Consider the following 12,690-nt stretch of genomic DNA (forward strand, 5'->3'; position numbering starts at 1 on the left):
TCTGTACGGTCTAACTGTACCACTCTGCCGAAACAAGAGTACCGCCTTGCCGGTTGGCTGTACCGGTCGGCAACTGCACTTTGCCAACGATGCGAACCACTTTTCCGGTGAAGTGAACCATCCTTTCGGATGGTTGATCCACTCGATATTCGATTACTTTGCCTAAAGACGGTATCTGGCGAGAATGGAGCTTGCAATGGCTGTTATCGCCTCGCTGACGCAACTACGACATTGACAAGTGCCATCCTGCCAGATGAATGACAGCTAAACAAAGCAAACGCATTCCGTGCTGATGGAGCGTTGACTCCACAGCCGATGACCTGATGTTTTCAGGACATCTTACATAGAGTCATTCCAGCACATACGCTGATGACTATAGATTATTACCTTGACAACTTAATACCGGTCGTCATCCTGACCCTGGGCAATCCTTATCATGGAATCCACATGCTCCTTAAATGACATTGGATCTCCGCCATCATAGTAGATCCTCATGTACTCCTGGTACGCCAGGTTATCGTAATGCGGGGTATCCAGATCAGAAAGAATATCAGCTCCAGTGGTCCACTGATGTTCCGGATCAAGCTTCTGGCTCAATTCATATCTGGCCTTTACGGTCTCAGCTTTCAGATGCTGGATGTCTTTCACCATGGAGTCTACGAGTTCCAGGAAGGATTGGATCAGTTCGCAGTTATCAATATCGGGGCATTCGTCCCATGCGGTGTAATCATCCCGGATCATTTGCCATCACCATCCTCTCCGGATGTCTGGATCCCATGGCGTTTTCGCATGGAGACGTGGCCATCAATAAAAACGTCATAGGCGTTGTGGATGATCCTGTCCATGATCGCTTCGGAAATCGGGCTCCCTTCCGCTGATGCGGGGTCGAGCCTGCCATACCATTCGTCCGTATGATACTGGGAACAGAAGATCATGGATCCCTTCTGGCTTTTGATCCGTGCTTCCACAACCTCAAGCAGGTTATAGGATTCCTGCTGTACCAACGGGCGGATGAGCCATTCATCAAGGATGAGAAGATCCACTTTCAGGTAAGAAGCAATGGTTTTCCGGAATTCACCGGTGCCCTTAGCGACATTCAGTTCTTCCAGAAGCTCAGGAAGGCGTACGTAACGTACTTTTTTAAATTTTCTGCAGGCAGCATTGCCAAGTGCACATGCAATGTACGTCTTGCCGCTGCCGCAGGCACCACTCAGGATGATATGCCGCCCGTCATCGATATACTTGCAGGTAGAGAAGCGTGTCAGCTGCGTCTTGTCCAGCTTACGGTCCGGATGGTATTCGATCTCTTCCATACAAGCATTTGGCGCTGAAAATCCGGCATCACGGATGCATTTGGCGAGCTTATTGGCCTGGCGGCGGTTCCACTCTGCATCGACCAGGAGAGCGATCCGCTCCTCGAAGCCGAGACTGCTGTAGGTATCAGGATCGCTCAGCTGGGACTCCAGTTCTTTGGCCATGGCTGAGAACCGCATCTGCTTGAGGGTATCAATCGTTGACTGGTTGATCATATGTTTGCACCCCCTTTCCGGAAAGCATCAGCGCCTCGTGTGATCCCGTGGCGGGTGCCATTTTTCGGCACAGGTGCTTCAGCGGCTTGATTGAGGGGAATCCTATCCTGTCCGTTTTTGAGAATGGTGAGGATGCTCCTCAGCGCAGGTGTCGATGAAAAGGCTAATGCACGTTCACAGGCGGCATCCACACGAGCAAGGCCATATCTGTCTGCAGCCTTCATAAGGCTTACACAGTATTTATAGCCCTGCTCCGGCTCCTTCCCGGCTTCTAGGAATTGACGGATCACTGCGGAAACAGAGGAGCCTGCCGACTCAGCCCATGAGAGGAAAGCGTCTTTGTTGTAAGAGAGGTATCTGCGGTGTGCTTCCGGCATATGTCCCGGCACCATAACAGCATCGCGCTGGGCCTTTTTTAAGCGCACATGGGAAGCAACGCGTCCGCCACGGAAGAACACTTCCACGGTATCTCTTGTAGTGCGGATGTCTACGGTCTCGCCGATCAGGTCAAAGGGCACCGAATAACGATTGAGGCCATCGGTGATCGTATAGTCGTTGTGGATCTTCGCTGTGCTCCATGTAGCCAGCTCGTACGGTGCGGGAGGAAGCGGATGCATAAAACTGCGTTCTTCCTCTTCATATGCCGTGTGGCGGTTCCCTTTCCGGGTCTTGAAAGACTTATTGTTCAGAGCCTCAAGCTTCTCTTTTACGGTGGCATAAGCCTCTTCAAAAGAGAGGAAGTGATAATTCCTGATGGCGGCAAGGATCCAGGTCGTGGCAAACTTCACGGAACCCTCTGCATTTGGTTTGTCGTCAGGAGCCTTTGGCCGGGCCGGGACAATCGCCGTATCGTAATGATCGGCCATTTCCTGGTAGGCTCTGGGAATGACGGTTTCATAACGGGTATTCTTGGTTACTCCGGTCTTGAGGTTATCCGGCACAACCAAACGGGTTACGCCACCAAAGTACTCATAGGCATGGACATGGCAGAGGATAAAGTTCTCCGACTTCATATCCCGGCAGAGTTCCGCATATACAAGGCTGCTGCAAGACAATACTCCCACGAAGAGATAAGCCGGAGTGATTTCGCCGGTAACACTGTCGTGAATGTCAACGGTTGTACCAGCCCAGTCAACCTCGAAGGTCTCTCCAGGCTTTCGGGAAATACGCATGGTTGCCTTGCTGACTCTTGCCCATTTGCGGTAGAGGTCACCAAACTGTGTACTCATGTACGGCTGCTTCCCTGCGGCATAAGCCTGCTCGCAGTACTCTGTCCAAAGAAGTGTCATCGTAACGCCTTTCTTTGCAAGTTCCCTGTGAATCCACGGGAAGTCAATGGGCATACGGTTGGAATTCTTCTCTGCCCGGGCAGGGTACAGGAGTAACTTCAGGTCTGAGTTAGTAACATTTGCATCCAGAGGCCACTCGATCTTCAGCGCATTGGCTAAGTCGATTACTTCTTTGACAGTACTGCGGGAACTATGAACAGATGATGTGATCACCCGCTGTGAATACCCGAGATTATGAAGCCTCAGGATTTCTCGATAATCTACCATGATTATCGCCCTCCTTATAATAGTAGTCACACATTAGGTGTGCCACAATCATTATAAGGAGAACTTTAGCGGCTGGTACAGCCAACCGGTAAGATGGTACAGAATTAGCGGCAGGGTGGTACAGTTAAACCGTGCAGTGTGTCACGAGCGACCGTTATTTACACTCGAAATCAGCGACTGTTCTTTGGAGCAGCCGCTTTTTTCATACCCAAATTTCAAAGGAGGAATGCACCATGAAAGAATTTTGGAACACTATTCAACTCATTTTTACCGCTGTGGGCGGCTGGCTGGGATATTTTCTCGGAGGCAGTGATGGGCTGCTGTATGCGCTTATTGCCTTTGTGGTGATCGACTACATCACGGGTGTGATGTGCGCCATCATCGACAGAAAATTATCCAGTGCAGTTGGATTCAAGGGGATCTTCCGTAAAGTACTGATCTTCCTGCTGGTCGGGATTGCAAACATCATCGATGTGCAGGTGATCGGCACCGGGGCAGTCTTACGGACAGCGGTCATCTTTTTCTATATCTCCAATGAAGGGGTGAGCCTGCTGGAGAATGCTGGTCATTTGGGGCTTCCGATCCCGGAAAAGATCAAAACGGTATTAGAACAACTTTATGATAGAGCAGAAAACGGAAAGGAAGGTAATGAATAATGGCATACACAAACAGTTCCCTCGTATCTTACACAAAATTAAGTCCCAACCATTCCGGGCAAAGGACACATTCCATTGACCGGATCACGCCCCACTGTGTAGTCGGCCAGCTGACAGCGGAGAGCATCTGTGGATGCTTTACCAGTCCTTCCAGAGAGGCCAGTTGTAATTATGGTATCGGAAAGGATGGGAAGATTGCACTTTGCGTGGAGGAGAAGAACCGCTCTTGGTGTTCTTCCAGTAGCGCCAATGACCAGCGGGCTGTTACTATCGAGTGCGCCAGCGATTTGAATCATCCCTACGCAATGACCACAGCCGTTTACAATTCCCTCGTGAAACTTTGTACGGACATTTGTAAAAGGAATGGGAAGAAGAAACTTCTCTGGCTGAGGGACAAGACCAAAACGCTGAACTATTCTCCAAAGTCCGATGAGATGGTACTTACCGTCCATCGCTGGTTTGCAAACAAGTCCTGTCCGGGAGACTGGCTGTATTCTCGTCTTGGGGATCTGGCCTCCAGGGTAACGGCAACACTGGGAGGTTCTTCTTCAGGATCGGCAGGATCGGTCTTATACCGTGTCCGCAAAAACTGGTCGGATGCCAAGAGTCAGAAGGGAGCATTTAACAATCTGGATAATGCCAAGAAATGTGCAGACTCCAATGATGGCTATTTTGTATTCGATGAAAAGGGAAATAAGATCTACACCGGAAAGCAGACTTCTTCTGGGAGCTCGGACTGCCCTTATTTCGTTCAGATATCTATTTCAGATCTGAATATTCGTAAAGGGCCTGGAACGAATTATGCCAGAACAGGAAAATATACGGGGAAAGGCATCTTTACAATCGTTGCAGAATCTTCTGGTCAAGGTGCTTCTAAATGGGGAAAACTCAAGAGCGGAGCCGGATGGATTTCTCTCGACTATGTTTCTAAATGTTAATAGAAAATACAATTAGTTACCCACTGGGGATTTTTCTCTGGTGGGTTTATTTTTATGTCCGTTTATAGGGGGTTTACTTTTCCGTCTTTATTTAGGAAGAAATATCTGAATAAATAAAAGGGAGATGATTAATATGGAAGGAAATGCATTGAATATTTCTATTGATAAAAAATATATGTTATCAATCAAAGAAGCTGCATTATATTTTGGCATTGGAACAAAAAAGATGCGTAGATTAGCCGAAGATAATATTGGAAGATTTGCCATTTATAGCGGGAATCGGTATCTCATAATCCGCACAAAATTTGAGAAATTTATAGATGAATCTTCTACGATCTAATTTCTTTTTATCTGCTGAAAGTAGTTGCTATTTTCCCTGAATAGAGTGATGAATGTCATAAGTAAAGAAACGGGAGGTGTCAAAATGCAGGAAATTCATAAGACTTTAGGTAGTCGGAAGGTAGAGATTCCGATCAGTGAAAAATATATGCTGACAGTAAATGAAGCAGCAGCTTATTTCAACATCGGAATTAAGAAGATAAGAAGAATGTCAGAAAACAATGATGGTAAGTTTGCAATTAGAATGTGTGGGCGTTACCTTATTGTTCGGGAAAAATTTGAAGAATATATTGAATTTTTAATCAATGGAGAAAGTGAGGATGAACCAGATGAGCAAACCGATTCTTCAGAAAAAAGATGTATTAAATCCGAATGAGACGATTGAATTATTTGTACTTAGCAGAAGAAAGTTTTATAAACTGCTGAAAGAAAACCAGAAGCTGGGATTTCTGGCAATGTATGGGACGAGGAAACTGATCATTCGGTCGGAATTCCAGAAATACCTGAATACGCACCCAGAATTGAAAAGGAGGGGAAGCTGATGACTAGTAGGAGGCGTGACTCCAAGCATAGAGTTCTCCGGAGGGGAGAATCCATCCGAGCAGATGGAAAATACCAGTTCAAATACCACATAAATGGAAAGCCGCACTTTGTATACAGTTGGCGGCTAGAGCCAACGGACAAACTGCCAACAGGGAAAAAACCATGCCTGTCTCTTCGGGAACTGGAAAAGCAGATCGGCTATGACCTGGATTCACTGTCAGATCCCACAGGAAAAAACATGACAGTGGAGGAACTGGTAGAAAGGTATCTGTCAACAAAAACAGGGGTAAAGCCGAATACCCTGGCGAATTACAAATTTGTGAAGAACCTTATGAAAAAGGAGCCATTTAATGGGAAGAAGATTTCCCAGGTCAAGACTTCGGACGCAAAGCTGTTCCTAATCAAACTTCAGCAAGACGGCAGAAGGTACAGCACGATCAAGACGGTCCGCGGCGTGCTGCGGCCTGCTTTTCAGATGGCAGTTGATGATGATGTTCTCCGCAAAAATCCATTTGGCTTTGAACTTGCTACGGTGGTAGTCAATGATAGCGTGACCAGGGAAGCTATTACCAGAAAACAGATGCGACAGTTCTTGAAATTTGTCCATGACGATAATGTATACTGTAAGTATTACGAAGTAGTTTATATCCTTTTTCATACAGGAATGCGTATCTCGGAATTTTGTGGACTAACATTGAAAGATTTGGATATGAAGAATCGAATCATAAACATTGACCATCAGCTACAAAGAACTTCCGATATGCGGTTGGTTATCGAGTCAACGAAAACCAATGCAGGAACCAGAAAACTGCCTATGTCTGAAGATGTATTCCTGTGTTTCCGGGCTATCATCAAGGACCGGGAAGCACCAAGATATGAGAAAGTGGTGGACGGATACACAGGATTTCTGTTTACAGATAAAGAGGGCCTTCCATTGGTGGCGATGCATTGGGAGCATCGATTTAACCATATGGTAAAACGATACAATGACATTTACCGAGTTCAGATACCGAATATAACCCCTCATGTCTGCCGCCACACATATTGCAGCAATATGGCGAAGTCAGGTATGAATCCAAAGACGCTCCAGTATCTGATGGGGCATAGTGATATCGGAGTAACGCTGAACACCTATACCCATCTGGGGCTGGAGGATGCCATGGATGAGCTAAAGCGGGTGGAAGAACTGGAGAACGCCAGAAAGGAGATGGAGAAGTTAAATGGGGAAGGGGCAGTTTCACAGAAAATGTTCCGGGCGATATAATATGGAAAGAATGAATGCGCTCTGCTTTAGCAGGACGTTTTAGATAAATAAAAAAGAACCTATTCACATCAAGGAATAGGCTCAGAATATGTAAAAATTAAATGAAATTGATAGCAATACCAATTACTCCCACGATCAAACCTGCAATACCTGCCCAAAGGGATATTTTTGAAATAAAGTCTTTTTTTGTAGCTTTGTGTTGGAGAAAAGCTGCAGCTTCTTCCGTTTCTTGAATTTTGGTATCCAACTCTTCGAATTGCCTATATGCATCTTGATAAAGAGCAAATAAATCATCCTCTGAGATGTTTGATGTTTCAGCAATTTTAGCAACTTGTAATGCTTCCCTTGCATTTTTGCATTTCGTTACAACATCAGGCAAAAATTTTCCATTTTCTAGATAGGTTAAATCTATACTTTCATACCGTTTCATAAAACTATCATAGTTATCAGAGCAAAGAATACTGGTATATTTAAAACAATCTAACAACGCTCTTTTAGAATGTGACCTCATTTTTTCGATGTTACGTTGTACTTGTTCGGGAGTATTAGCCATTGAGGCGCGAATAAGATGTCCATATATTGCTCGGATTTCATTTTGAAGTTCAGCAGGAAATTCACCCTTTGAAACTTCAAATCTTACAATAAAGGGATTAATATCTTCAATATACATACGAAAAACGACATCAAGTAATTCTGTGTAATCTGATAAAACTGAACTGTGTATTTCTAAGGGGGTTTCAGGTTCCATTATTTCAACTCCATAATTCTTTTATCAATATCATCCATTGTACAAATCCTTCTTCTGGCAATTAAAGGATTTCCACGTCCGCGCATTCGTGAATCAGCTTTTTTGGAAAAAATTGGAACTTTTCCGATTCTTGAAATAACATAAGCTCGTTCTTCATCTGCATCCATTTGTGATAATTCGTGTATACTCTTCCCTATTGATTTTTCTAAAAGCTTTTTGGTTGTATTATTTAGGTACAAAATCAATTCCTCCATCGCTGTAATGGTGTGGTGCATACCACTTGAGTAACCATGTTCATGCAATTGCAATGGTCTGTATGCAATCATTCAAAAGTTTTATTTCATTATATGTTTTAGAACTATGTTTGACAATAACATTTACAAAATTTAAATATTTAATTAATTTATAAAATTCCAGTAGATGGCATAGGCATTATCCAGATTCTGTTTTATTTTACTATCTAAAGTGATGTGAGTATGATAGAATATTGCAGTAGTAACACACCTTCATTCTTACTACGTTTTTACTACTTTTGACGGCCTCAACTTGCCTCGATTTGCTGCGTTTTGCTTATTCTGTGATTGTTTTAACAATCTCAGAGGCAATTACATACTCGGCAAATTGTGGCAAAACAGGGCAAACTAACGCAAATCAGGAGGACTTTAAAATATGATACGAGTGCTTTTCGTCTGCCACGGCAATATCTGCCGTTCCACCATGGCCCAGTCTGTTTTCCAGTACATGGTTGACCGGGCCGGGCTTTCTGACCAGTTTTATATTGATTCCGCCGCAACAAGCCGGGAGGAGATCGGTAATCCGCCGCACCGCGGTACGCAGCGGAAACTCCGTCAGGTCAGTATTCCGTGTGTTCCCCACCGGGCACGCCAGCTGCGGCGGGATGAATATGATCAGTTTGATTACATTATCGGCATGGATACTTGGAATATCCGCAATATTAACCGAATAATCGGAAACAATGATCCTGACGGCAAAGTGTCAAAGCTTCTGGATTTTACAGACCGAAAGGGTCAGGATATAGCAGATCCCTGGTATACAGGGAATTTTGATGTGACTTATGAAGATGTAAAAGAGGGCTGTGAAGCCCTTCTGGAGGACTGCCTCCTACGACTCTAATGCGTAGGAGAGCAGTTTTTTTAAATTATTCTGATATCTGCGGTTTTTGGAACGCAGTTTCATTTTCTCCGTGCTTGTCGCTGTCTGTTCGATATAGGTGTCATACCTTGCAAACAGCACATGATAATCAAGCGTCTGTTTCTGTCCCCAGCGGATCAGCACCCAGTTCATAGCCTCCGGCTGCCAGTATTCAATGGGGATTCCGGCCATCTTCAGTACCGTTATATACTGGATTGCCTGTTTGGAAAGCCGGGATATCTGACGGTTGCGGAAGGATTCCTCATGGTGCTGGTTTTTACCGATTTTTTTGATAATACGCTGAGGAATGCTTTTTTTCTTTGACTCCCGTTCCATCAGACGGACACTTTTATCAATAGTTTCATTCAGCTGGCTTGCTGCGTTCCAGTATGTAACGAAAGAAGAATCATTTGAATCTCCTTCCGGGCCTACTGTAAAAGTTTTAAACACACGGGTTGATTCTCCGAATGTCTCGCGATTATATTCTTTTCGTTTTTTTTCATCTGAAAGTACATGATATGCTTCCAGTATATCCTGCATGAAGGCCGTGGTATCTATATCTTTATGTACATTTGCATCCGGGTGATATACTTTTGCCAGTGCATTTTTTGCCGCTGTGATTTCTTCAAGAGACGCATCTCTGGAAACCCCTAAAATATCATAATACGTAGGCGACTTCATTGTGACCTCCTTATTACATTTCACCATTTACTCTCCCATGATTAATATACGCCCCGGAATTGGAAAAGTCAATTAGACGAAAAGTCTTAAAAAGAGGAAATGAAATGCTGGTTTGTAGTCATAATTACAATAAATTTCCACTATATTGGTAACAGACGAAACTGAGAGGAGTTTGGAATGAAAAGGACATTGGCATTCCTTATATGTACTGTTCTGACGATTTCTCTGTGCACAACAGCCGGCCCTGCGGTTTTACATGCCGAAGAGGAAGAAAGTTCAACGGAGGAAATTTCAGAAGAAAACGGTCAGGATAAAAATACTTCTGACGAGACTGTGGCAGAAGATAATGCTTCTGAAGGAAATAATACAGAGGAGAACAGCGCCGGGGAAACGGACACACAGATTGAGATCAGCGCTCCGTCAGCTGTATTAATGGAAGCTTCCACAGGAACTGTTCTGTATGAAAAAGATGCGGATACTGCCCGTCCTCCTGCCAGTGTGACAAAAATCATGACCATGCTGCTGATTTTTGATGCTCTGAATAATGGCACGATCAACCTGGATGATGAAGTGACAACTTCTGAATACGCTGCCTCCATGGGCGGATCACAGGTGTTTCTGGAAGCGGGAGAGGTACAGACAGTAGATACGCTCCTCAAGTGCATTTCCGTTGCAAGCGCCAATGACGCCTGTGTGGCAATGGCCGAATACATATGCGGAAACGAGGAAGAATTCGTAAAGCGAATGAATGAGCGGGCCGGGGAACTGGGGATGGACAATACTACATTTAAGAACTGCAACGGACTGGATGAAGAAGGACATGTGACAAGTGCCCGGGATATTGCCCTGATGTCAAGAGAATTGATCACACGATATCCCCAGATCCGTGACTACTGTATGATATGGATGGAAAACATTACCCATACAACAAGTAAGGGGACCTCTGAGTTTGGTCTGTCGAATACAAACAAACTTGTACGGCAGTATGAATATGCTACAGGCCTGAAAACCGGTTCTACCGGTGAAGCCAAATTCTGCGTTTCGGCTACAGCTGAAAAAAACGGGGTTGAGCTGATTGCCGTTATTATGGCAGCCGATAATTCCAGGCAGAGATTTCAGGACGCTGTAACCCTTCTTAATTACGGCTTCGGGAAATGTCAGATTTATACAGACGATAATCCGGAACCTCTTCCGGATGCAGAGGTAGAAGGGGGAGTTCAGGATCAGGTCCGTGCAGGTTATGGAAATTCATTTACTTACCTGGACACGGAAGGCGCCAATTTAAACAGTATAGAAAAGGAAACCGAAATGAATAAAACCCAGGCGCCTGTCAGTAAAGGAGATGTGCTGGGAAGAGTGGTGTACCGTCTGGATGGCACTGAGATCGGAAGTGTGGATATTGTGGCTGAAGACAGCGTAGCAAAAGCCGGTTTCCCGGACTATCTTCTCAGAGCCCTTGACGCATTGATGCTTCAGAGAGAAGAGGAAGGCTGATACTCGCGGAAGAAGACGGATGGAACGGCAGTTATTTCCAAATCAGGCTTGTGTCAGTCTTGTCCTATGGATTATAATATAGTCCGTATAAAAGTTACAGGAGGAAAAATAAAATGAACTATGCAGGCATGATTGACCATACATTACTGAAACCGGAAGCAACGAAAGAACAGGTGAAAAAATTATGTGAGGAGGCTGTGGAATACGGGTTTCATTCCGTATGCGTAAACTCTTCCTTTGTATATTACTGTGCTTCTCTTTTAAAAGATTCTGATGTGAAAGTGTGCACAGTAATCGGTTTCCCTCTTGGAGCCATGTCTACTGCCGGAAAGGCGGCCGAAGCAAAGGCGGCAGTGGCTGACGGCGCGGAGGAACTGGATATGGTTATCCATGTGGGAATGATAAAAAGCGGCGATTGGGACTATGTCAGACAGGATATTGCATCTGTTGTGGAAGCGGCTCAGGGCCGGGCTCTGGTAAAGGTGATTCTGGAAACATGCCTTCTGACTGATGAAGAGAAAGAAAAAGCGTGCCGGATCTGTCTGGAAGCCGGAGCGGATTACGTAAAGACATCCACCGGTTTTTCCACCGGCGGAGCAACTGTTGAAGATGTGGCGCTGATGCGTAAGACAGTAGGAGACAAAGCCGGCGTAAAAGCATCCGGCGGTATTCGTACCCTGGCCGATGTTAAAGCCATGGCTCAGGCAGGAGCCAGCCGGATCGGGGCCAGTGCAGGCGTGGCCATTGTAAAGGAACAGAATACAGAACAGGAGACTTTATGACACCAGTGATTTCAGCAATTCTGATTGTGCCGGCTGTATTGGCAGTTCTGCTTATTGCCGAAATATGGCGGGAACTTCACAGCTTTAAAGTGACCAGATATACCGTTGAATCCGGAAAGCTGCCGGAAAACGGAGGCGGACTCAGGATTGTTTTTCTCTCAGATCTGCATAACCGGGAATATGGAAAAGAAAATGAACGTCTGTATCAGGCGGTCCGGGCAGAGCATCCGGATCTGATTCTGATCGGCGGAGATATGCTTGTCGGAAAGGACGGAGTGTCTTACGAACCTGCCCGGCGGTTTGTCCGAAAACTTTCCGGAATCTGCCCGGTCTACTATGCCAACGGCAATCATGAGCAGAGAATGAAAGAAGAACCGGAATATTATTCCGATTCCTATGCAGAATACAAAGCCGCGCTTGAACAGTCCGGCGTCCATTTTCTTGAAAATGAGAGCAAAGTGATTTCAGCAGGGGGGATTTATGTGGAACTCTGCGCGCTGGAACTGCCCCTTGATACTTACCGCAAGCTGCGGAAATCCCCTGTTACTCCGGAAGAAATAGCACAACTTACCGGAAGAACAGTCAGAAAACCGGAACAGAAATCGGAGTTGCCATACTGCATACTGCTGGCTCATAACCCGGCATATATGGACGTCTACAAAGCCTGGGGCGCAGACCTGATTTTATCCGGGCATCTTCACGGCGGCATTGTCAGAATTCCTTTCCTGGGAGGCGTGATCTCACCTCAGGCCTTTCTGTTTCCGAAGTACTCCGGGGAACTGACGACCGAGGGAGAGCAGGCAGTAATTGTAAGCCGGGGACTGGGCACTCACACTATCCATCTGCGGCTTTTCAACACACCGGAACTTGTTTCTGTTACCCTGAAATCCCGGAACCGGAGCAGATAAAGCAGCACAGGAGAATGTCCGGACTAAAAACTGCCGGCAGCCCGATGGATGCCGGCTTCGCCCTGCAAAAGGAAAAAAGCATTGTAAAACATGCCAAATT

15 protein-coding genes are annotated in these 12,690 nt (G+C 45.5%); 9 read left to right on the forward strand and 6 right to left on the reverse strand.

The features are described 5' to 3' along the window. Positions 1-396: 396 nt before the first annotated feature. From AC0QUU_RS09335 to istA, 3 genes are read right to left on the reverse strand one after another with little or no spacing between them, the layout of a single operon-like run. Positions 397-741 (reverse strand): hypothetical protein, encoded by a 345-nt coding sequence (locus tag AC0QUU_RS09335; RefSeq protein ID WP_474542313.1) that lies wholly within the window; start codon positions 739-741, stop codon positions 397-399. Continuing rightward, on the reverse strand, positions 738-1,529 hold the full coding sequence (locus AC0QUU_RS09340) for an ATP-binding protein (protein WP_033125733.1): 792 nt from the start codon (positions 1,527-1,529) through the stop codon (positions 738-740). The genes AC0QUU_RS09335 and AC0QUU_RS09340 overlap by 4 nt, the downstream gene beginning before the upstream one ends. Further along, the gene (istA, locus tag AC0QUU_RS09345; protein ID WP_474542316.1) at positions 1,526-3,085 is read right to left on the reverse strand and encodes an IS21 family transposase; all 1,560 of its coding nucleotides are present in this window, start codon (positions 3,083-3,085) and stop codon (positions 1,526-1,528) included. The genes AC0QUU_RS09340 and istA overlap by 4 nt, the downstream gene beginning before the upstream one ends. A 233-nt stretch (positions 3,086-3,318) precedes the next feature. Here istA and AC0QUU_RS09350 point away from each other — a divergent pair, with 233 nt between their 5' ends. The 5 genes from AC0QUU_RS09350 (at position 3,319) to AC0QUU_RS09370 (ending at position 6,825) form a co-directional block, all read left to right on the forward strand. Further along, on the forward strand, positions 3,319-3,741 hold the full coding sequence (locus tag AC0QUU_RS09350) for a phage holin family protein (RefSeq protein WP_474542318.1): 423 nt from the start codon (positions 3,319-3,321) through the stop codon (positions 3,739-3,741). Next, positions 3,741-4,679 (forward strand): N-acetylmuramoyl-L-alanine amidase, encoded by a 939-nt coding sequence (locus AC0QUU_RS09355; RefSeq protein WP_474542320.1) that lies wholly within the window; start codon positions 3,741-3,743, stop codon positions 4,677-4,679. Before AC0QUU_RS09350 ends, AC0QUU_RS09355 begins: the two co-directional genes overlap by 1 nt. Positions 4,680-4,812: 133 nt before the next feature. Continuing rightward, complete coding sequence (locus AC0QUU_RS09360; protein WP_474542321.1) at positions 4,813-5,019, forward strand: excisionase; 207 nt, start codon at positions 4,813-4,815, stop codon at positions 5,017-5,019. Between the two features lie 84 nt (positions 5,020-5,103). Then, positions 5,104-5,394, forward strand: coding sequence for an excisionase (locus AC0QUU_RS09365; RefSeq protein WP_474542323.1), 291 nt, complete (start codon positions 5,104-5,106; stop codon positions 5,392-5,394). 165 nt (positions 5,395-5,559) lie between these two features. Next, positions 5,560-6,825, forward strand: a complete 1,266-nt coding sequence (locus tag AC0QUU_RS09370) for a tyrosine-type recombinase/integrase (RefSeq protein WP_474542325.1) — start codon at positions 5,560-5,562, stop codon at positions 6,823-6,825. Between the two features lie 97 nt (positions 6,826-6,922). On the opposite strand, the gene AC0QUU_RS09375 is transcribed toward AC0QUU_RS09370, so the two are convergent. Both AC0QUU_RS09375 and AC0QUU_RS09380 read right to left on the reverse strand, forming a co-directional pair. Next, positions 6,923-7,573, reverse strand: coding sequence for a hypothetical protein (locus tag AC0QUU_RS09375; protein ID WP_474542327.1), 651 nt, complete (start codon positions 7,571-7,573; stop codon positions 6,923-6,925). Further along, complete coding sequence (locus tag AC0QUU_RS09380; RefSeq protein ID WP_474542329.1) at positions 7,573-7,899, reverse strand: hypothetical protein; 327 nt, start codon at positions 7,897-7,899, stop codon at positions 7,573-7,575. The genes AC0QUU_RS09375 and AC0QUU_RS09380 overlap by 1 nt, the downstream gene beginning before the upstream one ends. A gap of 343 nt (positions 7,900-8,242) precedes the next feature. On the opposite strand from AC0QUU_RS09380, the gene AC0QUU_RS09385 reads away from it, so the two are divergent. Then, positions 8,243-8,707 (forward strand): low molecular weight protein-tyrosine-phosphatase, encoded by a 465-nt coding sequence (locus AC0QUU_RS09385; protein WP_474542330.1) that lies wholly within the window; start codon positions 8,243-8,245, stop codon positions 8,705-8,707. Here AC0QUU_RS09385 and AC0QUU_RS09390 read toward each other — a convergent pair. Further along, positions 8,696-9,406 carry a DnaJ domain-containing protein gene (locus AC0QUU_RS09390; RefSeq protein ID WP_474545553.1) on the reverse strand — a complete coding sequence of 237 codons (711 nt, stop codon included), beginning with the start codon at positions 9,404-9,406 and terminating at the stop codon, positions 8,696-8,698. The genes AC0QUU_RS09385 and AC0QUU_RS09390 overlap by 12 nt on opposite strands. Before the next feature lie 177 nt (positions 9,407-9,583). Here AC0QUU_RS09390 and AC0QUU_RS09395 point away from each other — a divergent pair, with 177 nt between their 5' ends. The 3 genes from AC0QUU_RS09395 to AC0QUU_RS09405 all read left to right on the forward strand — a co-directional run bounded on the left by AC0QUU_RS09395 (position 9,584) and on the right by AC0QUU_RS09405 (position 12,590). Next, a complete protein-coding gene (locus tag AC0QUU_RS09395; protein ID WP_474542331.1) occupies positions 9,584-10,900 on the forward strand; it encodes a D-alanyl-D-alanine carboxypeptidase family protein in 1,317 nt (438 codons plus the stop codon). Between the two features lie 113 nt (positions 10,901-11,013). Further along, entirely contained in the window at positions 11,014-11,682 is a 669-nt protein-coding gene (deoC, locus tag AC0QUU_RS09400) for a deoxyribose-phosphate aldolase (protein WP_474542333.1), read from the forward strand. After that, the gene (locus AC0QUU_RS09405; RefSeq protein ID WP_474542334.1) at positions 11,679-12,590 is read left to right on the forward strand and encodes a metallophosphoesterase; all 912 of its coding nucleotides are present in this window, start codon (positions 11,679-11,681) and stop codon (positions 12,588-12,590) included. The genes deoC and AC0QUU_RS09405 overlap by 4 nt, the downstream gene beginning before the upstream one ends. Positions 12,591-12,690 lie beyond the last annotated feature (100 nt).

The organism is Mediterraneibacter sp. HA8405 (genome assembly GCF_056148955.1).